Consider the following 24,677-nt stretch of genomic DNA (forward strand, 5'->3'; position numbering starts at 1 on the left):
GGCGGGACTATATTGCCCAGCCCGCAGCCCGGATGCAATGCCGCCGACCGCGTTCTTGCACCGCCCGGCCCGGAGCAGTAGTATGCGGAGGCTCGTGGCGAAGCCCCGGGCAGGCGTTTCTCCGACCCGGAAACAGGCCAGGCACAGACATGAAACTCACCGGCACCCAGACCCTTCCCGCACCCCGCCAGACGGTGTGGCGGCTGTTGACCGACCCCGTGTGCCTGGCCACCTGCCTGCCCGGCTGCGAGAAGCTGGAACCCACGGCCGCCCACGCCTACCGGGGCGAGCTGCAGCTCGGTGTCGCCGCCATCAAGGGCAGGTACAGCGGCACGGTCAAGCTCCAAGACATCCAGGCGCCGCACCACTACAAACTCGTCCTGGACGGCAAGGGCAGACAGGGCTTTATCAGGGGCGCTGGCACAATTGACCTGACCGAACAGGCCGACCACACCGTGCTGCACTACAGCGGCGACGTGCAGCTCGGCGGCCCGCTGGCCAGCGTCGGGCAACGCATGCTTGACGGCGTAGCCAAAATGATGCTGGGCCAGTTTTTCAGCGCCCTGGAAGCGGAACTCAGCGCTATACCGGGCCAAGCCGTCCGCCAGGGCGGGCTCGTCAACCTGTGGCGGGCCTTGGCGCGCTGGCTGCGGGGCCGGTTCGGCTTCAAAAGGTAATCGTGATAACAACACGATATCAGAGGACATCACGCTTACCTTTTCAGGAGAATCGACATGAAACCGCCCCCCTTCAGCTACGCGTGTCCCGACTCGGTTGATGAGGCCCTGGCCCTGCTGGCCGAGGCCGGGGACGGGGCGAAGCTGCTGGCCGGAGGCCAGAGCCTGGTTCCGCTGCTCAACCTGCGCATGGCCTGGGCAGACGCCGTGATCGACCTGAATCGGCTGAGCGAGCTGGACTTCATCGTGCAGGAGAACGGGACGCTGCGCATCGGCGCCCTGACCCGCCACCGGGCACTCGAGGTCTCGGACACCGTGCGGACGGCGCAGCCCCTGATGGCCCGGGCCGCGAGTGAGGTGGGGCATCTGGCGATTCGCAACCGGGGCACGATTGGCGGCAGCCTGGTCCACGCCGACCCGGCTGCGGAATGGCCGCTGGTGGCGGTGACTCTGGATGCCGAACTTCTGCTGCGCTCGCACACCGGCTCACGGACGGTGGCAGCCCGGGATTTCTTTGTCGGGCCGTTGACCACGACGACTGAACCCAACGAGCTGCTGTGTGAAATCCGGGTGCCGGTCGCTTCCGAGCAGACGCGCTGGGGCTTTCAGGAGCTGTGTCGGCGGCCGGGTGACTTTGCCATTGCCGCAGTCGCCTGTCAGCTGACGCTGGACGACAGCCAGACCTGCCGGGTGGCCAGCCTGGCCGTCGCCGGGGCGCACGACGTGCCGCTGGCCGTTGCCGAGGCCGCAGCCTGTCTGGTCGGTAGCCGGGGGGAGGACGCGGTGCTGGCCGAGGCCGCAGACCGAGCAGCCGCAGCGGTCGATCCCCCCTCGGACGTGCACGGCTCGGTCGACTTTCGGCGCCGCATGGTCCGGGTGCTCAGCCGCCGTGCGCTGGACCAGGCCTGGCAACACAGCTGAGGAGGTGCGTATGCCGGAATTCACCACCACCCAAACCGTGCGCCTGCGGGTGAACGGCCAAGACGTGGAACGCCAGGTCGAAGTCCGTCGTCTGCTGGCCGATTTTTTGCGCCACGATCTCGGCCTGACCGCCACCCATCTGGGTTGTGAACACGGCGTGTGCGGCGCGTGTACCGTCATGCTCAACGGCGACAGCGTACGCTCCTGCCTGCTGCTGGCCGTGCAGGCCGACGGCGGCGAGATCATGACCCTGGAGGGCCTGGCCGACGGGGAGCAACTCCACCCCCTGCAACAAGCCTTCTGGGATCATCATGCTTTGCAGTGCGGGTTTTGTACCTCGGGCTTTCTGATGAGCGCCTATGACCTGTTGGCCAAAAACCCGCAGCCGAGCGAAGACGAAATCCGCCACGGCCTGTCGGGCAACCTGTGTCGCTGCACCGGCTATGCCAATATCGTCAAGGCGGTCAAGGCCGCGGCTCAGGGACAGTCCTCCACAGAATAAGCCGCAAACTCCGCTGCCACGCCGCCGAGGAGGACGCCCCATGCCGAGCCCTGAACCCACCGAGCAGACTGCACTGGCTGACGAGTTCGAGCAGCGGCCCGTCGGCCACCACAGCCCGGCTCTGCAACGCCTGCTGACCCGCCTGCGGGGCGAGCCGCTCGAAGACAAATACGTTGTGGTGTGTCGCCGACCACACCGGGAGTGGGTGCTCGGGCGACTCAGCGGCAGACGCGGCGGGCCGATCAAGATTCTCAAGAACCAGGTGTTTACCAGCCTGGAGGACGCCGAGCGGGAAGTCTTTCGGCGCCGTCGGAAGAAACACGGCCAAGCCGCATGAGGACGCGCCCATGAAAATCACCGGCTACGCCGACACACTGAGCGCCGCCCCGGGCGAAACCATCTCGTTCATGGTCAACTGTGAGCTGCCGTGCTACCGGGTCGAGGTGGTCAGGATCATCTGCGGCGATACCAATCCGGCCGGCCCGGGCGTCAAAGAACACGTCGTCAAGACGCCGGTCAGCAAGACCTATGCAGGCCGCCGGCAGACGATCGAGGCCGGCTCGTATGTCACCATTCCCAACCGTCCGCCACTTGAAGACCTCGACAGCTTTTCCTTTCAGGCCTTCATCTGGCCGACGACGCCGACCAAGGGTCGCCAGGTCATTGCCGCCAAGTTCCGGGACCGCGGCAAGGCCGGCTTTGCGCTGATCATCTCCGAACACGACGCTTCGCTGGCCGTCGTGCTGGGCGACGGCCGGGGGCACGAGGAAGTCCTGGCCACCCAGCGGCCGCTGCTCAACCGCTCGTGGTATTTTGTCGCCGTGAGCTATGACGCCCGGACGCGCCGGGTGTGTCTGTACCAGGAGCCGCTGACCAGCTATCCGGGCGTGGCCGACGCGGCCGCCGTCCAGACCACGGCCACAACACGACGCCTGGGCCGGAATACCGCCCCGCTCATGTTGGGCGCGCGGCGCCGCAGCAGGCAGCACCTGACCGGGCAGTATAACGGCAAAATCGACAGCCCGCGGCTGGCCAACCAGGCGCTCAGCCGGGCGGAAATGGAAACCCTCGTCCACGCCCCGGACTCGACTCAACTCCGCCCGGCGGTGGTCGGAGCCTGGGACTTTGGGCGCGATATCAGCTCCGTCCGCGTGTCCGACCGCTCCCCCAACCAGCTCCACGGCCAGACCGTCAACATGCCGGCCCGAGGCATGAAGGGCTATAACTGGACCGGCCGGGCGATGAACTGGCAGGATGCGCCCGGGCAGTATGGGGCGATCCACTTTCACGACGACGACGTGTACGACGCCGGCTGGGAAGCCGACTTCCGCCTGACGGTTCCCGCCAATCTGAAGAGCGGCCTGTACGCCGCCCGGCTCACCGCAGGTTCCGACCCGGACACCCAGGACTACATTCCGTTCGTAGTCAAACCCGCGCCGGGCAAACAGCGCAAAATCGCCTTCTTGCTGCCGACCGCCAGTTACATGGCGTATGCCAACAGCCACATGGCGACCAACGCCGCCCTGAGCGAACTGGTCACCGGCCGGCTAGTGGAGCTGAGCCACCACGATGTCTTTTTGAACGCCCACCGCGAGTACGGCGCGTCGTGCTACGACACCCACGCGGACGGCTCGGGCGTGTGCTACTCCTCGCGTCTACGCCCGATCCTGAACATGCGCCCCAAACACATCGACTCCCTGGGCGGCTCGGGCTCCTCGCTGTGGCAGTTCAACGCCGACACCCATATCACCGACTGGCTGGAAGCCATGGGCCACGAGTTCGATGTCATTACCGACGAGGATCTGCACCAGCAGGGTCTGGAACTGCTCACACCCTACCGCGTCGTCCTCAGCGGCTCGCACCCCGAGTATCACTCCCAGGCGATGTGGGACGCCATGGCCGCCTACCAGCACCAGGGCGGACGGCTGATGTATATGGGCGGCAACGGCTGGTACTGGAAAATCGCCTACCATCCCGAGCTGCCGGGGCTGATGGAGGTGCGCCGCGCCGAGGGCGGGATTCGGACCTGGGCGGCCGAGCCGGGCGAGTACTATCACAGCTTCAGCGGCGAGTACGGCGGACTGTGGCGCCGCCAGGGCCGCCCGCCGCAGGTCATGACCGGGGTGGGTTTCTCGGCCCAGGGCTTTGATATCTCGGGACCCTACCGGCGGCTGCCGGACAGCCTCGATTCGCGCGCCGCGTTTATCTTCGCCGGGGTGGACAAAGACGAGCTGATCGGCGACTTCGGGCTGATCGGCAACGGAGCGGCCGGGCTGGAATTGGACCGGGCCGACCCCCACCTGGGCACGCCGCCGCACGCCCTGGTGCTGGCCACCTCGGCCGGCGTGCATACCGATCTGTACCTGCTGGTGTGCGAAGAGCTGCTGGCCACCTATCCCGGCCTGGGCGGCACCGAAAACCCCTTGGTGCGGGCCGATATGGTCTTTTATGAAACCCCGCACGGCGGGTCGGTGTGGTCAACGGGTTCGATCGCCTGGGCCGGCAGCCTGTCGCATAACGACTATGACAATAACGTCTCGCGGATCACCCACAATGTCTTGCAGCGCTTTGTCGATCCCACCCCGCTCGGCTAGCCCGGACCGGTCGGACGAGCTGCGGCAGCCGCACGCCCGCTGGTGGCTCGTCCTGCTCGGGCTGGTGTTCGTGTGCGCTGGGGGCCGGCCGAGCTGGGCCGAGCCACCAGCCCAAAATGCAAACCAAGACTCTTCGTCCGACACCTCGGCCATGATTGAGGCCGGGTCGGCCACCATCCACACCCTCATCGAGGGCCAGGGCCGGCCGGTTGTCCTGCTGCCGTCCCTGGGTCGGGGCATCGCCGACTTTGGCGACCTGAGCGTCCGCCTGGTGGCCGCCGGGTTTCAGGTCGTCCGGCCCCAGCCACGGGGTATCGGCGCCAGCACAGGGCCGGCGACCGGCCTCACCCTGCACGACCTGGGCAACGACATTGCGGCCGTGATTCGCGCCCTGGACAACGGCCCGGTCACCCTGGTCGGCCACGCCCTCGGCAGCCGCATCGCCCGGGTGGTGGCCACCGATCACCCCCAGCTTGTCAGCGGCCTGGTGCTGCTGGCGGCCGAAGAGGGCCAGCCCACCCCGCCCGAAGTCCTGCACGCCCGGCTGATGTCCTACGACCCCAGCCTGTCGCTCGGGGTTCGACGCAAGCTTATTCAAAAAGCCTTTTTTGCCGCCGGCAACGATCCGGGCGGCTGGCAGGACGGCTGGCATCAGAAAGCCACCCGGACACAGCTGAACGCTAACCTGGCGACCACCGCCCAGGCCTGGAGCGGGGCCGGCAGCGCGCCTATCCTCCTGCTCCAGGGCCGGGAAGACAAGATCGCCCCGCTGGAGAACGCCCGGCGCTTCAAACAGCGTCACGGGACGCGCGTCACCCTGATCGAAATCGGGCAGGCCGGCCATGCCCTGCTGCCCGAGCAGCCCCAGGCGATTGCCGAGGCGATTGTGCATTTTCTGCAACGCTAGACCAGCCACCGGGGACAGCATGGCTTTCTACGCCGACCTGCATATCCACTCCAAGTACTCCCGCGCCACCAGCAAAAACTGCGACCTCGAACACCTGGCCATCTGGGCGCGCAAGAAGGGCATCAGCCTGGTCGGCACCGGCGATTTCACCCATCCGGCCTGGAACGCCGAGCTGAAAGACAAACTCGTGCCAGCCGAGCCGGGCCTGTTCCGCCTGCGGCCCGAGCTGGAGCGGGCGGTTGAGCACGCCCTGCCGTCGGCCTGTCGGACCGGCCACACGACTACCCGCTTCATGCTGTCGGTCGAGATCTCGACGATTTACAAAAAGGGCGACAAAACACGCAAAATCCACCACCTGATTTATAGCCCGGATTTTGAGGCCGGCGACCGGCTGATTCACAGCCTGTCCAAAATCGGCAACCTGCACTCCGATGGCCGACCGATCCTGGGGCTGGATTCCCGCCACCTGCTAGAAATCACCCTGGAGTCGGGTCCGGGCTCCTACCTCGTTCCGGCCCATATCTGGACGCCGTGGTTTGCCGCCCTGGGCTCCAAGTCGGGCTTTGACGCCATTGACGCCTGCTACGGCGATCTGGCCCCGCACATCTTTGCCGTTGAGACCGGGCTGTCCTCAGACCCGCCGATGAACTGGCGGGTGTCGTCTCTGGACCGTTTCCGGCTGGTGTCCAACTCCGACGCCCATTCGCCGGAAAAGCTGGGCCGCGAGGTGTGCGTCTTCGACACCGAGCTGGACTATTTTGCCCTGCGCCGCGCCCTGGAAACGGGCCACGGCTATGGCGGTACCCTGGAGTTCTTCCCCGAAGAGGGCAAATACCACCTCGACGGTCACCGCAGCTGCGATATCCGCTTCTCTCCGGCCGAGACCCGCCAGCATCAGGGCCGCTGTCCGGTGTGCGGCAAGGCCCTGACCGTCGGCGTCATGCACCGGGTTGAAGACCTGGCCGACCGCCAGGCAGAAGAAGACCCACCCCCCACGGCCGGTACGAGCCGCAGCCTCGTCCCGCTGCCCGAGATGCTGTCCGAGATTTACCGGGTCGGTCCCAAGAGTAAAAAAATCAGCCACCACTACGAGAGCCTGCTGGGCCGGCTCGGCCCCGAACTCCAGCTGCTGACCACGCTGCCGCTGGAAGATATCCGGCGCGCCAGCCCCGCGCTGGTGCCCGAGGCGGTGTCTCGGCTGCGCAAACAGGAAGTAATCCGAGCGGCCGGCTACGACGGCGTGTACGGCACTATTCGCCTGTTCCACGACGCCGAGCTGCGCCGCCACGACGGCGGGGCGTCGCTGTTTCGAGAGGCCCCGCCCAGCCCGCCGGCTCCGCCGGCGGCCGCCGAACAGCCGACCGCATATCGCGCAGCCCCCCACCACCCGGCCCGTACGCTTCCAGCCGTGCCGTCCGCCGCCAGCTCGACCCAGAGCTCGACCGACAGCTCGACCGACAGTCTGGCCGGGCTCGACGCCGACCAGCGCCGGGCGGCCGAAATCACGCGCGGCCCGCTGCTGATTGTGGCCGGTCCCGGCTCGGGAAAAACCCGAACCCTGGCCCATCGGCTGGTCCAGCTCATCACCGAGCAGGCCGTCCCGCCGGCCGAGTGTCTGGCCCTGACCTTCACCCGCCGGGCGGCCGACGAGCTGCGCGCGCGCCTGCGAAGCCTGCTGCCCGACGGGTGGCGAGCGCTGACGGTCGGAACGTTTCACGCCCTGGCTCTGTCCATTCTCCAGGCCAACTGGAACGCGGCCGGTTTGCAGCGCGGCTTTCGGCTCGCCTCGGACGCCGAGCGCCTGCGCCTGCTCGGGGACGCTCTCGGCGTGTCGGCCAAAAAAGCGCGCGGCCAGCTGTCGGCCATCTCCCGCGCCAAGCGGACCCGGACGGCACCGACCGGCGGCAAGCTAGGCGCAGCCTACACGGCCTACCAGCACCAGCTCGATACCCACAACCTGCTCGACTTTGACGACTTGGTGATCCGGGCGGCCGATGCTCTGGCCTCCGCTCCGGCCCTCCAGGCCGCGTATCGGCAGCGCTACCGCTGGGTGTCCATCGACGAGTACCAGGATGTCGATGAGCAGCAGGTCCGGCTCCTCAAACACCTCGTTCCTGCCGATGGCAACATCTGCGCGATTGGCGACCCGGACCAGGCCATCTATGGCTTCCGGGGCGCGGATGTGCGCTTTTTCTCGGAGTTTCAGCGCGACTTTCCAGCGGCTCAGGTCGTGCGGCTGAGCCGCAACTATCGCTCCGACCGCAATATCGTCAGGCTCTCGTCCCAGCTGATGGCCACCTCCTCGACCCAGGCGGTGCTCGAAGACGCGCCGAGTCTGATCACCATCCATGAGGCGCCGACCGAAAAAGCCGAGGCCGAATTCATCGTCCAGACCCTGGAGCGCAGCCTCGGCGGCCACAGTTTCTTCTCGATCGACAGCGGCCGCTCGGCCGACGCCGAGGGACAGGATTTGGCGTTCTCGGATTTTGCCGTGCTGTACCGCACCGAGAGCCAGGCCGCGGTTCTGGTCGAAGCCCTGCAACGCTCCGGTATGCCGTTTCAGAAACGCTCCCACGACCGGCTGCTGGACCATCCCGGCGTGGCCGGCCTGAGCGAGGCGATGCGCGCCCAGGCCGGCAGTCTCCAGGCCGGCAGTCTTGGCGACCGGCTCGAAGCAGCCTACGCTCAGCTCCAGCAGACAGCCTCGGCCCGGGCTCAGTCGGACGAGACGACACACGCCTACAGCCTCCTCAAGCCCATCGCCCAGGCCCGCGACCACGACCTGGACCACGACCTGGACCACGACCTGGACCACGACCTGGACGGCTTCCTGTCCGAACTGGCTCTGGGCAGCCAGATTGACAGCTGGGATCCGCGCGCCGACCGGATTTCGCTGCTGACCCTGCACGCCGCCAAGGGCCTCGAATTCCCGGTGGTGTTTATCGTCGGTTGCGAGGACGGCATTCTGCCCCTGCGGTGGGGAAAATCCGAGTCGGCCAAGCTCGACGACAAGACGGACGAAGAACGCCGGGTCTTCTATGTCGGCGTCACTCGGGCAAAAACGAAGCTGTATCTGAGTCGGGCCAGGAAACGCCGCTGGCGGGGGAAAATCCGGGAACTGCCCCCCTCGCCCTATCTGGCCGCCATCGAAGAGGGGCTGCTCGAACGCCAGCGTTCACGGATGACTCGCAAGCCCAGGAACACCAGCCAGCTGGAGCTGTTCTCCTAGGGGGCGCTCTGCACTGTGACTGCGGCCTGAGAAAAGGAAACAGCATGCCACACACTGCACCCTACGGTTCTTGGAAATCGCCCATCACCTCAGACCTCATCGTTTCGGCCGTCGTCGGCCTGGGTCAGATCGCGCTCGACGAGGACGAGGTCTACTGGGTGGAACAGCGGCCGACCGAGGGGGGCCGGAATGTCGTTGTCCAGCGCAGCCCGGACGGCCGCATACGGGACCGCACGCCCGCCCCGTTCAACGCCCGCACGCGGGTCCATGAGTACGGCGGCGGGGCGTGCGTTGTCCATCGGGGCAGCCTGTATTTCTCCAACTTTGCCGACCAGCGGGTGTATCGTCAGCGGGGAGATGCCGCCGCACCCGAACCCGTCACCCCGGACGAAAACCTGCGCTATGCCGACGGACAGGTCGACCCGCGCCGGAACCGTCTGGTGTGTGTCCGAGAAGATCACCGCCGGGCCGACCGTGAAGCCGTCAACGCCATCGTCGGGATCGCTCTCGACTCCGGCGACAGTCGGGTGCTGGTGTCCGGTAGTGATTTCTATTCCAGCCCGCGTCTGAGCCCCGACGGTAGCCGCCTGGCCTGGCTGAGCTGGAACCATCCCAATATGCCCTGGGACGGCACCGAACTGTGGCTGGCCGAGGTCCGGTCCGACGGGTCGCTGGACACGGCCCGACGCGTTGCCGGCGGCGGCGCCGAATCCATCTTCCAGCCGGCCTGGTCGCCGGACGGCGTGCTGTACTTCGTGTCCGACCGAACGGACTGGTGGAATGTGTATCGGGTGCAGGACGGCCAGGTCGAGCCGATGTGTGACACAGCGGCCGAGTTCGGCCTGCCCCAGTGGGCCTTCGGCATGTCCACATACGCCTTTGCCAGTGCCGAACGCCTGATTTGTACCTATACCGAAAACGGCACCTGGCATCTGGCCAGCCTCGATACCCGCACCAAACGGCTGGACGAACTCCCCACCCCGTACACCGCCATCTCCGGCATCCATGTCGCGGCGGACCGGGTCGTGTTCAGCGCCGGCTCACCGACCGAGGCGGCCTGTATCGCCGAGCTTGACCTGGCTTCGGGACAACTGAGCGTGCTGCGCCGCTCCAGCGATATCGCCATCGAGGCGGGCTATGTGTCCCGTCCCCAGGCGCTCGAATTTCCGACCGAACACGGCCGCACGGCCCACGCCCTGTTCTACCCGCCGTGCAACCGGGACTATACCGCGCCCGCCGACGAGCGGCCGCCGCTGGTGGTCAAAAGCCACGGCGGACCGACCGCAGCCGCCGGCTCGACGCTCAGTCTGGGGATCCAGTACTGGACCAGCCGCGGCATCGCTGTGCTGGACGTCAACTATGGCGGCAGCACGGGCTATGGCCGGACCTATCGCCAGCGGCTGAACGGCCAGTGGGGCATTGTCGATGTGGACGACTGTGTGAATGGCGCGCGTCATCTGGTTGAGCAGGGCCGGGTCGATGGCCGGCGCCTGGCCATCACCGGCGGCAGTGCCGGGGGCTATACGACCCTGAGCGCCCTCACCTTTCGGGATCTGTTTGGGGCCGGCGCCAGCCACTACGGGATCTGCGACCTGGAGGTCCTGGCCCGCGATACGCACAAATTCGAGTCGCGCTATCTGGACAGCCTGGTCGGCCCCTATCCCGAACAACAAGCGGTTTATCGGCAGCGCTCGCCGATCCATTTTACCGACCGCCTGTCGTGCCCGCTGATTCTGTTTCAGGGCTTGGAGGATAAGGTCGTGCCGCCCAACCAGGCCGAGTTGATGGCCGAGGCGCTGCGGAAAAAGGGCCTGCCCGTTGCCCATGTGCCGTTTGCCGGCGAGCAGCACGGTTTTCGAAGGGCGGAAAACATCAAGCGGGCACTGGACGGCGAGTTATATTTTTACTCGCGGATTTTCGGCTTTGGGCTGGCCGAGCCGGTCGAGCCGGTCACGATTGAGAATATGAGCTGAGCCGGGCCGTTCGGCTCACTCAGACACTCCGACCTCTTCGACACACCCGGGGCGGACCTCCCCCGCACCGGGAATACACAAGCCGCCTTTATCCCTCGGGCAGCCGGAAGAGCCGCACGGCATTGTCACGCATCAGCTTCCGCTGGGCGTCCGGTCGCAGGCCGAGTTCGTCTATCTCTTTGACCATCCGCTCCGGATCGATCACCGGCCAGTCGGTGCCAAACAGGACTTTGTCCCGCCCGTAGGTATTGAGATAGTGCACGAACGGCTGCGGCCAGTGGCGCGGGGCGTAGGCATCACAGCCGATATACACATTCTCGTGCTTCCAGGCCACCGAGATCATTTCTTCCGTCCACGGATAGCCGATATGAATGCCGATGAGGGTCAGCTCCGGAAAATCAATCGCAATCTGATCGAGCGTGATCGGCCGCCCGACGCTGGGCAGAATGCGGTCGTGCTGGTAGCGCAGACAGTGACCGACTTGCATCATGATCGGCACCTCAAGTTCACAGCACTTGGCGTAAATCGGATAATATCGAGCCTGGTCGGGCGCCCGCTCGAACCAGTGGGGGTACAGATGCACGCCGACAAAGCCGTACTCGCGAATGCCCTGCTCCAACTCACGCAGGCCGCGCATGCCCAGCGTCGGATCTGCCCCGGCTACACCCGAGAAGCGGTCCGGATATTTTTGGCAGATATCCGCCACCCGTTCATACGGGATGGCAAACGAGCCTGTGACCCGCATGTCACCGGCTCGGACCGCAATCAGGAACGAGCGCTCAATGCCAGCTCGGTCCATTTTTTCCAGATATTTTTCGATCGACACCCCGTGGCGAATGTCCTCGGAAAAGCGCAGCTGAGTCATGAACGTCTCGTCAATGCCGGTCTGCCCCAGCCGGACTTCCTGTTCGGTGAAAAGATTACAGACGATATCAATCGCTCCCTCAGCAGTCATCGGCCGCTCCTCCTTGTGTCTTGGCCCGTAGAGCATACACAAACGCGGGACGGGTTTGAAACCCGCCCCTACTCGACAAGCCCGACCTCGACGCAGTACAAAGAGGAGCCCGGCGACGGACGAAAAACGGACGCTGAAGACAGGACACAGTAAGGAGAGACGTATGGCGCGCTTAGACGGAAAAGTTGCGATTATCACCGGCGGTTCGGGCGGCATCGGGAAGGCGGCCGGCCGGCTGTTTGTCGAGGCCGGGGCCAAGGTTCTGCTGGTCGATCTGGCCGAAGAACCCCTCAAGCAGGCGGCCCACGACATCGGCAGCTCGGCGCTCAGCTATGCGGTTGCCGACGTGACCGACCCCGAGCAGGCGCAGGCCTACGTTCGGACCGCAGTCGAGCGCTACGGCGGGGTGGATATCCTGCTGGCCAACGCCGGGGTTGAGGGCGTGGTGCAGACGATTCCCGACTACCCGATCGACATGTTCGACAAGGTCATGGCCGTCAACGTACGCGGGGTGTGGCTGGGGCTCAAATACGTGATGCCCGAGATGGAAAAACGCGGCGGGGGCAGTATCGTCATCACCTCGAGCGTGGCCGGGGTCAGGGGCACGGCGAATGTCTCGGCCTATATCACCAGCAAACACGCCGTGGTCGGCCTGATGCGCAGCGCGGCGCTGGAGGGCGCCAAGAAGGGCATTCGGGTCAATACCGTGAATCCGGGCCCGATCGAAACCCGCATGATGCGCTCCCTCGAAGAGGGCTTCTCGCCCGACGCGCCGGCCCAGGCCAAGGAGGGCTTTGCCACCCTGCTGCCGCTCCACCGCTACGGCGAGCCCCAGGAAGTCTCACAGATGGCGCTCTTCCTGGCCAGCGATGACAGCAGCTACTGCACCGGCGGGGTGTACATGGTTGACGGCGGCATGTCAGCCTGAGTGACGCAGTAGGAAAGCAGCATGGGTTTCGGCTAAGCCTCGCCTGGCTATCCTCACCGCCTCCGCTACAATTGCGGGCGGGAAGAGACGATCAAGAAGCGCCCGGCTCATCGCCTGATTGATCCCCTTATGACAGAAATTGACAACAAGAAAGGCAATATTGTCGGCACGCCCGCGTATGCCAATTAGTGGGCCTTTCTTGAGAACAAACCTTCACTGGGCGCGTATGAGTACTTGAGGTACACGGATGCACGGCTAAAAGGAATTGGCGACACACGTAGCTAAGGACCTCACACATGCGACAGGGGAAAACGCGCGGCAATGGAGAGGGTGGTCGAAGAATGACTCCCATGCCGCCGCCAGAAGGCGCAGGAGCAGTCCTGGATGAATCTCGTTCGGACAGAGTTCCAGAGGATGCCGAACTGCACGGTGCTCTCCGCGATCTTCAGGAAGCAGCCGAGGAGGCACGCGAAGAGGGGTTTCCTCTCCCGTCTCGGCTGGCGTTGGAAAACGCAGACCGCCTGTTGAGAGAGATGTACAGGATTTCGCCCCGTCGTTTGGAGGTGTATCCCACGCCGGACGGCGAGATTGCCATAGACGCGCCGGGTGGCCATGGGCGGTCAGTGCTGTTGTTGTGCAACTCGGAAGGGGGCGCGCTGTGCCTGGTCAATATGAACGGCGAGCATCGCCGCACCCGGTATTCCAACGCCCAGACACTTCCCGACGGTTTCGTGCGTGAAGCCCTGGCCGAGCTGGCACAGCAGGGCGACCAGACCCCGTGAATGTTCCTCGGGACATCGCGCCGCAGGAAGAACTCGGGCGCGGCGTATTCTCAGAGCAAGCGCTCAAGAAACGGAGACTCGTAGAAGAGCTTAGTCCTCAATGAACGAGCGCAGGGCCGTGCGCCAGCCCGAGGACGCAAAACGCGCCTCCAGGTGAAACTCCTCCACCTCGTCCATGCTCGGCATACGCGCCAGCCGCCAGCCGCCGTCCTGGCTGTCGCCCGGAGCGCGCGACTGGGTCAGCCGTTCGAGCAGCGGAACGGGCAGGTCCATACCCTTGGCGATTTTCTGAATAAACTCGTCCCTGGTCATGTGTCGCCCCCCGCCTAGTGGAGTGATGCGGCCCGCTCGCCGACCAGGATCAGCACACCGGTGTACTGGAGCAGGGATTCGACCCGCTGAATGGGCGCGATCTCACACCCCGAGAAAAATCCGACAATCGGCACGTCACCGATGTACTGGGCGATATACGAGGTGTCGAGATCGGCAAAACCGTACAAGCCCTTGCCCCGGCCTACGCAGTTGACGTACAGGCCGAAGGCCGGCTTGGTGTCGGCCCAGGTCTGGGCCTGATGTTCCAGCACCCGCTTGAGGTCGGCCCGCGAGCCGTCGCCGCTGCGCAGGGTAAAGACCATTTTCTGTCCCTGGTGGACCTCGTCGGCAATCGCCACAATCCCCTGGTCGGCATCAAAACCGATCAGGTTGCGCACCACGTACTCGCTGGCCGCAATGTGCTGGCGCTCGGCGTCAACCGGCATCCCGGCGAACACCACCCCGGCCGCCCGGCGCAAATCCTCGCGCAGGGGCGGCGGCAGCAGCTCGACAAAGACCTCGAAGGCCGGCCGGTCGTCCAGCTCGAGGATGAGGTTGCGGTGGGCCTTGGTGACGGTATGGACCGGACCAATCGGCTGGCACGACTGAGAGATGCCGACCGAGTAGGCAAAATTGCCGCTCAGCAGGGCGCCGCTCACGGCATTGTTGCCGACCGTATCGCCGCACAGCTGGAAGGTTTCACCAACGCTGCCGTCCTCGGACGCCCCACCGCCGACGGCCTCAATCGGCCCCCCACCGGCGCTCAAGCCCTGGCTCAGGCCCTGAAAAAATGCCCCGGAATTAAAATTATACGTGTCCGGAAACACCATCAGCAGGTTTTCCGACCCGCGGTGAGGTTGGACACGGGTCGCAATCTCCTGGCCGGTTTCCTGGCTCCGGCCGCGCAGCTGGGGAATAAAAAATCGCTCGGCGGCAAACGCGTCGGCCCGCACGGTGAGAACCGCAACCCCGGCCGTCCGCTCCACCTCCTGGCCGGACACCAGCACGCCGCCGGCGCTACAGCCCACCACGTTGGCGGTCTGGGCCGTGGTCTGGACCGTGCGCAGCAGCTGGCTGTAGGCGGCCCCATGATCGGCCGTGGCAAAGACCAGCGCCAGGTCGGCGCGATCAATCACGGCTTGGCTGAGGGCGGTCTGGGTTGCCTCACGCGCAGCCTCGGCCGTGTTCTTCTGGGTCGACAGACCCACTCCAGCTTGAATCATGGCCCGCTCCTCCTGCCACTTCCGACCGACTTCAGTCAGCCGTGTCGGTTTCCGGCTTCTTCAGGCCCAGACGCTCGTAGTATTTGGCCGGGACCTTGCTCGCATCCTTGTAGATGATGAACGAGCAGTGCTCCTTGCCCAGGACTGCGGCCGGTTCGACCACCACAAACGGCTTGCCGTTCTTCTCAATGTCCACCAGTTCCATCGGGGGCTCGTGGGCGCAATAGACCGGGAAGTTGGCCCGGTTATAGGTCATCCGCTGGGGTTTCTCAACCGTCAGAAAGCCGTCCGGCCCCTCGTATTTGCCTTCCAGGACCAGCCGCCCGCCGCTGCCGCACGGCTGCATCTGGATCACGACCTTGTCGTCATCCTCTTGGATCTCCATCGGCTGCAGGTGGCCGCGCAGGCCGGCCACGAACATCTTGATCCGCTGGGGCAGTTTGTCCGCCCCCTGAGGCATTTTTTCCAGGTTGGGCAACCACCAGGCTTTGACCCCGGCGGTCATGATCTCGTCCAGCGTCTCGTCCCCGAAGCGGCGGCCGATCTCGCTCAGCATGGCCGTCGTCCAGTTGCGGTACAGGTCGTGCATGCTCAGAAATTCGTTATACATCCGCTGACCGATCCGTTTGGCCGTCTCAGTGTCCCCGGCCTCAATCGCCTCGGTCAAACGATCAACCGAGCGTTTGCCCATCTCGCGTAGCTCGTCCTCAGAAAAAAATCGCTCTGCCATCGTCGCTTCTCCTATCCATTGAGCGGCCGTTGTCGTTCGCTTTGCCGGGTATACCCCAACTGCCCCTCACATTGCAAAGCCCGGGCCGCCTCGCTAGGCTGCTGCCAGCCGTTCCCGTGAGGAGTCGCCGCCCAGGTGAAACAGGAGAAACACTGGCAATCATCCCGCACCGCCCAGCTCAAGCTGTCGCCCATCAAGGAGGTGGAACTGGCCGCCGGTCGTATTCCCGGCGTGGTGTCGCTGGCCCAGGGGATTCCCAGCTTCGACACGCCGGAGCCGATCAAGACCTTTGTCCAACAGAAAATCGCCGAGGGCGCCTGCGCCAAATACTCGCTGACGCCGGGCCTGCCCCAGCTGCGCGAGCTGATCGCCGAATCCCTGCTGCACGAGGGCATGCACTACGATCCGGACAGCGAGATCATTGTCTCGTGCGGCTCGATAGAGGCCATTGCGGCCAGCCTGCTGGCCCTGACCCAACCCGGTGATGAGGTCATCCTGGCCTCGCCGAGCTATGCCTCCTACCAGGAGGTGGTTCGCCTGGCCGGCTGTGTGCCGCGCTTTGCGGCGCTGGACGAGGAGCACAACTTTGCCTTTGATCCGGCTGCCTTCGAGGCCTGCGTGTCGGCCCGCAGCCGTCTGATTCTGTACTGTAACCCCAATAATCCGACCGGCACCGTCTTTTCCGAGGCGCAGACCCGGACGTTGATCGACTTGGCCGAGCATCACAATCTGTTTCTGCTGATCGATGAGGCCTACAAAGACTTCGTCTACAGCCCGGAGCCGTATTTCAGCCCGGCCCAGGTGTCTGCGGTGCGCCACCGGGTGGTGCGCGTATTTACCTTCTCCAAGGCCTACGGCATGACCGGCTGGCGGGTTGGTTACCTGCATACCGCAGCGCCCTACGCCCGGGAAATCCTGAAGGTCCACGACGCCCTGGTCACCTGTGCCCCGGTCGTCTCGCAGTACGCCGCCATGGCCGCCCTGGAATACGGCGCCGAGCACATCGCCGCGTTTCGCCACGCGTTCAAAGCGCGGCGCGACCTGACCCTGGAACACCTCGACCGGCTGTCGCACGTCTTCGACTATCAAAAACCCGAGGGGTCGTATTTTGTCTTTCCCCGGGTCAAGGACACGGTCCGCTGGGCGCACGACTCCCGACGGCTCGCCCGTGAGGTGCTCGAACAGGCAAAAGTCGCCCTGGTCCCCGGCCTGGCCTTCGGTCCCAGCGGAGAGGCCCACGTGCGGATCAACTGCGGCCGGGAGCCGGCCGATATTGAGCGGGCGTTTGAGCGCCTGACGCGCTATTTCCAGCCCAGCCTGGCGCCCCATGCGATCCGCTCGCCCCGGGCGTCCGAGTCAGACCGGACGGCTCCGCCCGGGCCACACTCTCCGACGCCCCTGCCCGCCTCGGCGCCCCGGCGCCGCCTGCGCAGCCTGGCGATTCCATACTTACGCCTGCTGGCCCGGATTTTTCTGCGTCGTAAAAAACCGCTGGTGATCGCCATTACCGGCAGCCGTGGCAAAACCGTCACCAAACGCCTGCTGGCCGAACTGCTGGCCGTGCGCTACCGGGTCCGGACCAACCCGCGCTCGTATAATACCGAGATCGGCCTGCCGCTGGCCGTACTCAATGTCGAGATCGCGCCCAAATCGGTCTGGTCGGTGCTACACACGCTGGGTCGGGCGAGCTGGAGCGCGCTGTTTTCAGCCGCGCCGGTGGAAATCCTGGTGGTGGAGTTCGGCGTGCGCCAGCGTGGCGATATGCGCCGCCTGGTCCAGACCGTGCGGCCCGATATTGCGATTGTGAATACCCTGACGCCCAGCTACAGCACCGATGTCGAACTGCTCGGCACCTTGCAGGAGGAAATCCGGACCTTGTGCGACACGGTCGGCCCACGGTGTCGGTTTATCATCGACGGCGACGACCCGCTGCTGGCAGACATTGCCGCGTCTGTCTCCGCTGCGGCGGCCGAGTCTGGGGACCCGCTCTTGGTGCGGCGGGCAGACTGGTCTCCGAACGGTGACGGGCTGGTCCTGCGCAGCCCGACTCGTCGCTATCCGGTGAGTCGGGAGCTGATCGGCGAGAGCGAACGCAGCTCGGTTCAGGCTGCGGTGCTGCTGGCCGAGCGCTGGACCGCACTGAGCCAGGCCGATATCAGCGGGTTTCTGGCTGCCGAGGGGGGACGGGCTGAGCCTCGGTGAGGGTGTTGCACGTGCTCGGGTCGAGCCCGCATCCGGCGGGTTCCTGTGTCCGCCCTCTTGCAAAAAAAGCACCGCTCATACTATGCTGGTCCACAGCTTATGGATGACCCTCCATATCAAAGTAGTCGCCCGAGGCTGACTGCACTGGTGTCATCCTCCCCTCGGGAGAGATGAAAGCAGGCCATGGACAGTCCGGCTCTCGGCATTCTCATTACGCTGCTGTTGGTGCTGGCCAACGCCTTCTTTGTGGCGGCCGAATTCGCCCTGGTCAAAGTTCGCTCTTCACAGATTGAGCTACTGGTCCAGACCGGTAGCAGAACGGCCCGCATGGCCCAACACCTGATCGCCCACCTGGACGCCTACCTGTCGGCCACCCAGCTGGGCATCACCCTGGCCTCGCTCGGTCTGGGCTGGATCGGCGAACCGGTCGTCGCCCGCCTGTTGCTCGGCGCCATGGCCGCGGTCGGCCTGCACCCCGATCCCGAACTGGCCCATACTCTGGCTCTGCCGGTCGCCTTTCTGCTGCTGACGTTTCTGCATATCGTGTTTGGTGAGCTGGCTCCCAAATCGCTGGCCATCCAGCGTCCGCGACCGACCGCCCTGGTCGTGGCCTTTCCCCTGTGGCTGTTCTCGGTGTTGTTGTTTCCGGTCATCACCGCCCTCAACTGGGTGGCCAACAAGGTCTTGTGGCTGCTCGGCATCGAACCGGCCAGCGAGTCGTCGCACTACCACTCGGGCCAGGAACTCCGCCTGCTGCTCGAGCAGAGCCGCGAGGACGGAACGATTGAAGAAGCCGAGCACGAGCTGATCGAAAACGTCTTTGAGTTCAGCGAGACGGTTGTCAAGGAGATCATGGTCGCCCGGACGCACATTGTCGCTCTCGACATCCACGCCTCTTCAAGCCGGCTTCTCAAAACCATGGTCGAAGAGGGCTATACGCGGATGCCGCTGTACGACGGCGACCTGGACAATATCCGCGGCATCGTGCACGCTAAGGATTTGTTTCCACTGCTGGAGCATAAGGACCTGATCATCCTCCAGGACATTCTGCGGCCGGCCTTTTTTGTACCCGAAACCAAACCCATCTCGCAGCTGCTGCGCGAATTTCAGCGCCGTAAGGAGCAGCTGGCGATTGTAGTCGACGAGTTCGGCAGCACGGCCGGGCTGGTGACGATGGAGGACATTCTGGAAGAGCTGGTGGGTGAAATCCAGGACGAGTATGACAACGAAACGGCCGGGGTGGAAAAGCTGGCCGAGGGCGGTTATGTCGTGCAGGGGTCGCTGACCATCTCGGATATCAATGATCGGCTGGACGATTTTCAGCTGCCCGAGGGCAGCGACTACACCACCCTCAACGGCCTGGTCAACAAATGGTTCGACCGGATTCCGGAAGTCTCCGAGGCGTGCGAACGCGACGGGCTGCGCATCACCGTGCTCAAGACCGAGAACCACCATGTCGAACAGGTCCGGATTGAGCATAGCGAACCCACCGGACCGCTCTCGCCGCAGCTGACCCAGTCCAACGGCCGGCCACCCCAGCCGTGACAGGATTCCCAGCCATGGCCAGCCTGACGCTGTACACCCGTCCCGATTGCTCCCTGTGTGACGCCATGCGCGCGACCCTGCTCGCAATCCAGGCCGAGACGCCGTTTCGGCTGGAGATCATCGACATCTCCGCCGACCCGGAGCTGAGCGCCCGCTTCGGCCTCGAGATCCCGCTACTGTATATCAACGGCCAGCGCGCGTTCATGTATGAGCTGAGCGCCACCGAACTCAGGCGGCGTCTGGACCAGGAACACACCCCATGACCACTCCCTCCCCCCAGGCCTGCGTCGTCCTGGTCACCACCGGTTCGGAGGCCGAGGCCGAAACAATCGCCACTGCCCTGCTCGAAGAACGGTTGGCGGCGTGCGCCAATATTCTCAGCCCGGTCCGCTCCGTGTACCGCTGGCAGGGCAAGATTGCGGACGACCGCGAGTGGCTGCTGGTGATCAAAACCCGGGCGGAACGCTTTGCCGCAGTCGAGGCCAGGGTACGCGCCCTGCACTCCTACGAGGTTCCGGAGGTCATCGGCCTGCCGTTGCTGGCCGGATCGGCCGACTATCTCGACTGGATTGTGACCGAAACGGCCGACGGCTGAGGACGGGACGCGGTTTGGCGCGCTTGTCCTGACTTCACGTCGGGTGTACCATTCCAAGCCATGGCAGGCTTCAATTCCCCCTTCCGCCACCTCAGCAAGCAGGCCCGCAAACGTCACAAGCAGGTCCAGTCCGCCCCCAAGCCGAAATCTCCGGCCCTGCGGATCGCGCAGGCGCCCAGCGACGCCGAACTGTTCGCGCAGGAGATGAAAGATGTCGTCCCACTCAAAAAGGACGCCGGCGCACGGGTCGGCCGGCCGTCCCCGGCCGTGTTACGCCGCAGCCTGATCGATGAGGAGAACGAGGCCCTGGCCGAGCTGTACGATCTGGTTGCCGGCCGGTCCGAGTTTGATGTCACCGATACCGATGAATACGTGGAGGGCTGCGTCATAGGGCTGGATACCCGGCTGGTCCATAAGCTGCGCCAGGGCGCCTTTTCCCGCCAAGCCTCGCTGGACCTGCACGGCATGACAACCGAGGAAGCCCAGGCCGAGGTCGAAGGCTTTGTGCTCGGAGCGCTGCGCTCCGGTCTGCGCTGCGTTCTGGTCATCCACGGCCGGGGACGCAACTCGCCCGGCCAGATGCCGGTGCTGAAAGATCGGCTGAAATACTGGCTGACCCGCGGCAAGCTGGCCAAGGTCGTGCTGGCCTTTGCCACCGCCCGGGCCTACGACGGGGGACCGGGCGCCCTGTACATCCTGCTGCGCCACGAGCACGCGCCCAAGCAGCCGCTGATCGTCCTGGAGGGAGCCAAGCGCTAAGTCGAACCGATAGGGAGGGCTTATGGCCGTCGCAGCACCGCCTTCAGCTCCGCGTCTCGCCTACACCGGCGAGAAGGGCAACATCTTCATTGCTACCCCTCAGTCGGGCCAGCCACAGCAGCTGACCTGGAGTTGGGACGAGCCGGCCTCGGACAAGGACGGCGCCCAACTGAGCCATGTGTGGCCCAGCTGGGCGCCGGACGGCAGCCGGCTGGCCTGCTTTGGTCTGCGGGGGACGGGCGGTCCGGAGGTACGCACCAGTCTGTACGCGCTTGCGACCGACGGTGTTGAATCCTGGGAGCTGGCCAGTATCAGCGGCGGCATGCCGATCTACGGCAACTGGTCGCCCCGCGCCGATGCGTTCGCCGCCCTCATTCAGCGGGAGAAATCCGCGCTGTCGCTGGAAGTCGCCGTCCTGGGCCAGCCGGGTGACATGACGGCCGTGCTGCACGGCGCGCCGCTGTTCTGGTCCTGGTCGCCGAGCGGGAAGCGGCTGGCCGCCCATGTGGGCCGCCGCACCGGCTCTGACCAGGCGGCTCGAGTGGTCTTGCTGGACGTCGCCTCGCGACAGGTTATCCGTGAGATCTCAGACCGACCGGGCGATTTTCGCGTGCCGGCCTGGTCGCCGACCGAAGAGCTGCTGGTGTATGTCGAGCGGCAAGACAACGGCGACAATATGCTCCGTCTGTTCGACGTACCGAGCGGCCAGACGGCGCCGGTTGCCGTGCTGCCCGGCTCGGTCGCCGCGGTATGGTCGGCCGACGGACAAGCCCTGGCCTTTGGCAGCACCGCCAGACCGGGCTCGCTGCTGTTTTCCGGGCTGCGGATTCTCGATCTGGGCAGCGGCCGGATTACGTCGCTGCTGGACGAGACGGAGCGCGCGATTACGGGGTTCTTCTGGTCGCCGCGCGGCGACGCCCTGCTGTATCTGAGCGTTGACGTCCGCCACAGCCATATGCGCTGGCACCGGTTGTCGCGTGCCAACGACACCAGCCGTGAACTGGTCCGCTTTCTGCCCAGCCGCGAGCAGACCTTTATCTTTTCGTTTTTTGACCAGTACGCCGGCTCACATCCACCCGTCGCTCCAGACGGCAGCGCACTGGCCTTTGCCGGGCATCGCATCGGGCCGGTCGCGCTCGACACCGGCTCCCCGGCCCGGGTGTACAGCGTGTCCCTGGACGAAATGGACGCTCCGCCCGCCATCCAAGCCGTCGGCACCGGCAATTTTGTGTGCTGGGAGCCACCCTACCCCACCCTTTCGGCCCGCGGCAAAAAGTGAGACCGCAGGGCTCGGCCGGATCAGAGGTCGTCCGGTTTGAGGCCAGTCCGTTTAGCAATACGAGCCAGCATCCGCGGACCGATCTCTTCTCTATCATGAAAGGCAAAGACAAAATCCGGCCAGCCGGGACGTGTGAGAACTCGGTGTGAGCCACGAATGCGACGCTTTATGGTCCAGCCCAGCCTTTGCAACGCGACCAACACTTGCCGCGCTTTAGTGGCTGGCCACCGGCTCATGTGATGACCGAGAAGACGGCGGCCATCTGCGGCACTGACTCACCGTGCTCCAGCCGGTCAGCGACGACTCGGAGCGCTAAGGCTTGGACACGCGCTATGGCCTCTTCACGGGTCTGGCCGTAGGCGAGAGCCCCAGGGAGTTCTGCTACCTCGCCAAGCCAGCGTCCATCCTCTTCTTGCTCAACTTCGACCGTGAAGTTCATGGTCGTATCTTCCTTCTTTCAGTCAGACCGCTGTCGCCGTGGAGCATAGCGCACCACTGAGCAACTGCAACCAGCAGCGCTGCCGCCTTTGAGAAAAGAGCGAGTGAAGGGGATCTGCCAGGCGTGAGTCCCGGGTACTGTCCTAATTTGAGGTTTTTCCCTCAACAGCAACAGTGGCTTACAGTTCAAAATAGGACAGCACCGAGTCCCGGGCCTTCCCTTGCCCGTCCCGGCCAAGCGCGCTAGGCTGTCCGACACACCAGACCGAAGCCTAAAGGAGGGGACTGCCATGGCAGCACATCGGATTATTTCTGCGGATTCGCATTTTGTCGAACCACCGACAATGTGGGCCGAACGGATTGACGCCAAGTTTCGTGACCGGGCACCACACACCCAGCAGGGGTATAAGGGCAGACCCGGCGAGTGGTTCAGGTGCGAAAATATCCAGCCGGTTCAGGTCGGCGGCTTTTTCGGTTCGGGCAAAAGCTCCGAGGAGCTGCCCGAACACCTCAAGAAAGGCTTTGAGGTCGCCCCCAAGAGCGTCTGGGACCCGGCCGAACGCCTCAAGGAACAGGACCGCGACGGCGTCAGCGCCGAGGGGCTGTACACCTCGATGGGCATGCTGCTGTTCGGCCTCGACGATGCCGAGCTGCGCGCCGCCAGTTTCACCGCCTTCAACGACTGGGCGGCCGAGTATTGCAGCTATGATTCCAAGCGCCTGATCGGCCTCGGCGCGATCACCCTGGAAGACATTCCGGCCGGCGTCAAAGAGCTGGAACGGATCGCCAACAAGGGCCTGCGGGGTACGCTGATCTGGGGCTCGCCGCCCGAAGACGCACCGTATAGCGATCCGGTCTACGATCCGTTCTGGGCCGCCGCCCAAGACCTGAACATGCCGCTGTCGCTGCATATCCTGACCGGCCGGGGCGGTAACCGGTTCAGCCGCCGCCGGGTCTTGTACGGCTATATGCGCCTGCCCCAGGAAATCCAGCTGACCCTGGCCGATATGGTCACCGGCGGGGTGTTTGAGCGCTTCCCCAAGCTGAGAATCGTGTCGGCCGAAAACGACGTGTCGTGGCTGCCCCACTTCATGTATCGGCTCGACCACGCCTATGATCGGCTGCGCCATATCGAGGGCCTGACCCTGTCGATGCTGCCCAGCGAGTACATCAAGCGCAACATCTGGGCGACCTTCCAGTTTGAGACCAGCAATGTCGAGTTCACCCGCCAGGCGGTCGGCACCGAACAGATCATGTGGTCCTCAGACTACCCCCATACCGACTCGCCGTGGCCGCGCTCGCGCGAGTTTATCGCCGGGGCGTTCGAGGACATGCGCGAAGACGACATAGCCAAGATCGTCGGCGGCAACGCCGCCGAGCTGTACGGGATCGAGTAGGACGCGTTTCGTCCTTCAGGAGGAGAGCCCGGGACGGCCCTCCTCCTGAAAGGGGCGGTATGAGTACGATCAAAATCCTGCCGTCTATCCTGGCTGCGGATTTTCGCTGCCTGGGCCAGCAGATCGCCGAGGTGGAGCGGGCCGGAGCGGACGGAATTCATATTGATGTGATGGACGGCCGCTTCGTGCCCAATATCAGCCTCGGTCCGTTCATCGTCGAGGCGGTTCGGCACACCACCAGCCTCACCCTCGACGTGCATCTGATGATCGTCGAGCCCGAGCGCTATGTGGACGACTTCGCCCGCGCCGGGGCCGACATCATCTCGGTCCACCAGGAAGCCTGTCTCCATGTGCACCGCACCGTCCAACACATCAAGCAGCTGGGCAAGCAGGCCGGGGTGGTGCTGAACCCCGGCACGCCGCTGTCGAGCCTGGAAGACCTGCTGGATGAGGTCGATCTGATTCTGCTGATGAGCGTCAATCCCGGCTTTGGCGGCCAGCGTTTTATCGCCGCCAGCACCGATAAGGTCCGCCGGCTACGCGAGCTACTCGACACCCGGGACTCGACCGTCCTGCTGGAGATTGACGGCGGGATTGATCCCCGCACCGCGCCTCAGGCGGTCGCCGCCGGAGCCCGAATGCTGGTCGCCGGCTCAGCCGTGTTTGGCGCCCCCGGTGGCCCGGCTCAGGGCGTGAAGCGCCTGCGGGACAGCCTCGCCTAGGGGCGAC

24 protein-coding genes are annotated in these 24,677 nt (G+C 64.9%); 18 read left to right on the forward strand and 6 right to left on the reverse strand.

Annotated elements, in window-relative coordinates:
- Positions 1–149: 149 nt before the first annotated feature.
- Genes J4F42_00520 through J4F42_00555 form a run of 8 tightly spaced genes read left to right on the forward strand, consistent with a single transcriptional unit; the run spans position 150 to position 10,803 of the window.
- Positions 150–677 carry a carbon monoxide dehydrogenase subunit G gene (locus J4F42_00520; protein ID MCE2483964.1) on the forward strand — a complete coding sequence of 176 codons (528 nt, stop codon included), beginning with the start codon at positions 150–152 and terminating at the stop codon, positions 675–677.
- Positions 678–734: 57 nt separating this feature from the next.
- A complete protein-coding gene (locus J4F42_00525; protein MCE2483965.1) occupies positions 735–1,598 on the forward strand; it encodes a xanthine dehydrogenase family protein subunit M in 864 nt (287 codons plus the stop codon).
- 10 nt (positions 1,599–1,608) lie between these two features.
- Positions 1,609–2,100 (forward strand): (2Fe-2S)-binding protein, encoded by a 492-nt coding sequence (locus J4F42_00530; protein ID MCE2483966.1) that lies wholly within the window; start codon positions 1,609–1,611, stop codon positions 2,098–2,100.
- A gap of 40 nt (positions 2,101–2,140) precedes the next feature.
- On the forward strand, positions 2,141–2,437 hold the full coding sequence (locus J4F42_00535) for a hypothetical protein (protein MCE2483967.1): 297 nt from the start codon (positions 2,141–2,143) through the stop codon (positions 2,435–2,437).
- Positions 2,438–2,447: 10 nt separating this feature from the next.
- Positions 2,448–4,694 (forward strand): hypothetical protein, encoded by a 2,247-nt coding sequence (locus J4F42_00540; GenBank protein MCE2483968.1) that lies wholly within the window; start codon positions 2,448–2,450, stop codon positions 4,692–4,694.
- Positions 4,654–5,601 carry an alpha/beta hydrolase gene (locus J4F42_00545; GenBank protein ID MCE2483969.1) on the forward strand — a complete coding sequence of 316 codons (948 nt, stop codon included), beginning with the start codon at positions 4,654–4,656 and terminating at the stop codon, positions 5,599–5,601. Before J4F42_00540 ends, J4F42_00545 begins: the two co-directional genes overlap by 41 nt.
- 19 nt (positions 5,602–5,620) lie before the next feature.
- Complete coding sequence (locus J4F42_00550; protein ID MCE2483970.1) at positions 5,621–8,830, forward strand: UvrD-helicase domain-containing protein; 3,210 nt, start codon at positions 5,621–5,623, stop codon at positions 8,828–8,830.
- Between the two features lie 44 nt (positions 8,831–8,874).
- Positions 8,875–10,803 carry a S9 family peptidase gene (locus tag J4F42_00555; GenBank protein ID MCE2483971.1) on the forward strand — a complete coding sequence of 643 codons (1,929 nt, stop codon included), beginning with the start codon at positions 8,875–8,877 and terminating at the stop codon, positions 10,801–10,803.
- An 88-nt stretch (positions 10,804–10,891) separates the two neighbouring features.
- On the opposite strand, the gene J4F42_00560 is transcribed toward J4F42_00555, so the two are convergent.
- Positions 10,892–11,758, reverse strand: coding sequence for an amidohydrolase (locus J4F42_00560; protein MCE2483972.1), 867 nt, complete (start codon positions 11,756–11,758; stop codon positions 10,892–10,894).
- A gap of 163 nt (positions 11,759–11,921) precedes the next feature.
- Between J4F42_00560 and J4F42_00565 the strand changes: the two genes are divergently transcribed.
- Entirely contained in the window at positions 11,922–12,686 is a 765-nt protein-coding gene (locus J4F42_00565) for an SDR family oxidoreductase (GenBank protein ID MCE2483973.1), read from the forward strand.
- A 524-nt stretch (positions 12,687–13,210) separates the two neighbouring features.
- Complete coding sequence (locus J4F42_00570; GenBank protein MCE2483974.1) at positions 13,211–13,468, forward strand: hypothetical protein; 258 nt, start codon at positions 13,211–13,213, stop codon at positions 13,466–13,468.
- A gap of 90 nt (positions 13,469–13,558) precedes the next feature.
- Here the strand turns inward: J4F42_00570 and J4F42_00575 are convergent, their stop codons facing one another.
- The 3 genes from J4F42_00575 to J4F42_00585 are packed head-to-tail and all read right to left on the reverse strand — an operon-like array spanning position 13,559 to position 15,733.
- Positions 13,559–13,780 (reverse strand): hypothetical protein, encoded by a 222-nt coding sequence (locus tag J4F42_00575; protein ID MCE2483975.1) that lies wholly within the window; start codon positions 13,778–13,780, stop codon positions 13,559–13,561.
- 14 nt (positions 13,781–13,794) lie between these two features.
- Complete coding sequence (locus J4F42_00580; protein MCE2483976.1) at positions 13,795–15,003, reverse strand: FIST C-terminal domain-containing protein; 1,209 nt, start codon at positions 15,001–15,003, stop codon at positions 13,795–13,797.
- A 31-nt stretch (positions 15,004–15,034) separates the two neighbouring features.
- Positions 15,035–15,733, reverse strand: a complete 699-nt coding sequence (locus tag J4F42_00585) for a hypothetical protein (GenBank protein ID MCE2483977.1) — start codon at positions 15,731–15,733, stop codon at positions 15,035–15,037.
- A 135-nt stretch (positions 15,734–15,868) separates the two neighbouring features.
- Between J4F42_00585 and J4F42_00590 the strand changes: the two genes are divergently transcribed.
- The 6 genes from J4F42_00590 (at position 15,869) to J4F42_00615 (ending at position 22,113) form a co-directional block, all read left to right on the forward strand.
- Positions 15,869–17,935 (forward strand): aminotransferase class I/II-fold pyridoxal phosphate-dependent enzyme, encoded by a 2,067-nt coding sequence (locus J4F42_00590; GenBank protein ID MCE2483978.1) that lies wholly within the window; start codon positions 15,869–15,871, stop codon positions 17,933–17,935.
- A gap of 183 nt (positions 17,936–18,118) precedes the next feature.
- Entirely contained in the window at positions 18,119–19,480 is a 1,362-nt protein-coding gene (locus J4F42_00595; GenBank protein MCE2483979.1) for an HlyC/CorC family transporter, read from the forward strand.
- A gap of 14 nt (positions 19,481–19,494) precedes the next feature.
- On the forward strand, positions 19,495–19,743 hold the full coding sequence (locus J4F42_00600; protein ID MCE2483980.1) for a glutaredoxin family protein: 249 nt from the start codon (positions 19,495–19,497) through the stop codon (positions 19,741–19,743).
- Complete coding sequence (locus tag J4F42_00605) at positions 19,740–20,075, forward strand: divalent-cation tolerance protein CutA (protein MCE2483981.1); 336 nt, start codon at positions 19,740–19,742, stop codon at positions 20,073–20,075. The genes J4F42_00600 and J4F42_00605 overlap by 4 nt, the downstream gene beginning before the upstream one ends.
- 60 nt (positions 20,076–20,135) lie before the next feature.
- Positions 20,136–20,834 carry a Smr/MutS family protein gene (locus J4F42_00610; protein MCE2483982.1) on the forward strand — a complete coding sequence of 233 codons (699 nt, stop codon included), beginning with the start codon at positions 20,136–20,138 and terminating at the stop codon, positions 20,832–20,834.
- A gap of 22 nt (positions 20,835–20,856) precedes the next feature.
- Positions 20,857–22,113 (forward strand): hypothetical protein, encoded by a 1,257-nt coding sequence (locus tag J4F42_00615; protein ID MCE2483983.1) that lies wholly within the window; start codon positions 20,857–20,859, stop codon positions 22,111–22,113.
- Positions 22,114–22,133: 20 nt separating this feature from the next.
- Here the strand turns inward: J4F42_00615 and J4F42_00620 are convergent, their stop codons facing one another.
- Positions 22,134–22,316: a type II toxin-antitoxin system HicA family toxin gene (locus tag J4F42_00620; protein MCE2483984.1), complete on the reverse strand. Its 183-nt coding sequence runs from the start codon at positions 22,314–22,316 to the stop codon at positions 22,134–22,136.
- Positions 22,317–22,345: 29 nt separating this feature from the next.
- Positions 22,346–22,552, reverse strand: coding sequence for a type II toxin-antitoxin system HicB family antitoxin (locus J4F42_00625; protein MCE2483985.1), 207 nt, complete (start codon positions 22,550–22,552; stop codon positions 22,346–22,348).
- A 289-nt stretch (positions 22,553–22,841) separates the two neighbouring features.
- Between J4F42_00625 and J4F42_00630 the strand changes: the two genes are divergently transcribed.
- Together J4F42_00630 and J4F42_00635 are read left to right on the forward strand one after the other, a co-directional pair.
- On the forward strand, positions 22,842–23,948 hold the full coding sequence (locus J4F42_00630; GenBank protein MCE2483986.1) for an amidohydrolase: 1,107 nt from the start codon (positions 22,842–22,844) through the stop codon (positions 23,946–23,948).
- A gap of 59 nt (positions 23,949–24,007) precedes the next feature.
- The gene (locus tag J4F42_00635; GenBank protein MCE2483987.1) at positions 24,008–24,670 is read left to right on the forward strand and encodes a ribulose-phosphate 3-epimerase; all 663 of its coding nucleotides are present in this window, start codon (positions 24,008–24,010) and stop codon (positions 24,668–24,670) included.
- The last annotated feature ends 7 nt before the right edge of the window (positions 24,671–24,677 follow it).

It is taken from the genome of Desulfurellaceae bacterium, assembly GCA_021296095.1.
GTDB lineage: Bacteria > Desulfobacterota > Binatia > Bin18 > Bin18 > JAAXHF01.

What these genes read in the sequence shown, in the direction of transcription:
- J4F42_00520 (MCE2483964.1), top strand. Translation starts at nt 150, where the DNA reads ATGAAACTCACCGGCACCCAGACCCTTCCCGCACCCCGCCAGACGGTG.
- J4F42_00525 (MCE2483965.1), top strand. Translation starts at nt 735, where the DNA reads ATGAAACCGCCCCCCTTCAGCTACGCGTGTCCCGACTCGGTTGATGAG.
- J4F42_00530 (MCE2483966.1), top strand. Translation starts at nt 1,609, where the DNA reads ATGCCGGAATTCACCACCACCCAAACCGTGCGCCTGCGGGTGAACGGC.
- J4F42_00535 (MCE2483967.1), top strand. Translation starts at nt 2,141, where the DNA reads ATGCCGAGCCCTGAACCCACCGAGCAGACTGCACTGGCTGACGAGTTC.
- J4F42_00540 (MCE2483968.1), top strand. Translation starts at nt 2,448, where the DNA reads ATGAAAATCACCGGCTACGCCGACACACTGAGCGCCGCCCCGGGCGAA.
- J4F42_00545 (MCE2483969.1), top strand. Translation starts at nt 4,654, where the DNA reads ATGTCTTGCAGCGCTTTGTCGATCCCACCCCGCTCGGCTAGCCCGGAC.
- J4F42_00550 (MCE2483970.1), top strand. Translation starts at nt 5,621, where the DNA reads ATGGCTTTCTACGCCGACCTGCATATCCACTCCAAGTACTCCCGCGCC.
- J4F42_00555 (MCE2483971.1), top strand. Translation starts at nt 8,875, where the DNA reads ATGCCACACACTGCACCCTACGGTTCTTGGAAATCGCCCATCACCTCA.
- J4F42_00560 (MCE2483972.1), bottom strand. Translation starts at nt 11,758, where the DNA reads ATGACTGCTGAGGGAGCGATTGATATCGTCTGTAATCTTTTCACCGAA.
- J4F42_00565 (MCE2483973.1), top strand. Translation starts at nt 11,922, where the DNA reads ATGGCGCGCTTAGACGGAAAAGTTGCGATTATCACCGGCGGTTCGGGC.
- J4F42_00575 (MCE2483975.1), bottom strand. Translation starts at nt 13,780, where the DNA reads ATGACCAGGGACGAGTTTATTCAGAAAATCGCCAAGGGTATGGACCTG.
- J4F42_00580 (MCE2483976.1), bottom strand. Translation starts at nt 15,003, where the DNA reads ATGATTCAAGCTGGAGTGGGTCTGTCGACCCAGAAGAACACGGCCGAG.
- J4F42_00585 (MCE2483977.1), bottom strand. Translation starts at nt 15,733, where the DNA reads ATGGCAGAGCGATTTTTTTCTGAGGACGAGCTACGCGAGATGGGCAAA.
- J4F42_00595 (MCE2483979.1), top strand. Translation starts at nt 18,119, where the DNA reads ATGGACAGTCCGGCTCTCGGCATTCTCATTACGCTGCTGTTGGTGCTG.
- J4F42_00600 (MCE2483980.1), top strand. Translation starts at nt 19,495, where the DNA reads ATGGCCAGCCTGACGCTGTACACCCGTCCCGATTGCTCCCTGTGTGAC.
- J4F42_00605 (MCE2483981.1), top strand. Translation starts at nt 19,740, where the DNA reads ATGACCACTCCCTCCCCCCAGGCCTGCGTCGTCCTGGTCACCACCGGT.
- J4F42_00610 (MCE2483982.1), top strand. Translation starts at nt 20,136, where the DNA reads ATGGCAGGCTTCAATTCCCCCTTCCGCCACCTCAGCAAGCAGGCCCGC.
- J4F42_00615 (MCE2483983.1), top strand. Translation starts at nt 20,857, where the DNA reads ATGGCCGTCGCAGCACCGCCTTCAGCTCCGCGTCTCGCCTACACCGGC.
- J4F42_00625 (MCE2483985.1), bottom strand. Translation starts at nt 22,552, where the DNA reads ATGAACTTCACGGTCGAAGTTGAGCAAGAAGAGGATGGACGCTGGCTT.
- J4F42_00630 (MCE2483986.1), top strand. Translation starts at nt 22,842, where the DNA reads ATGGCAGCACATCGGATTATTTCTGCGGATTCGCATTTTGTCGAACCA.
- J4F42_00635 (MCE2483987.1), top strand. Translation starts at nt 24,008, where the DNA reads ATGAGTACGATCAAAATCCTGCCGTCTATCCTGGCTGCGGATTTTCGC.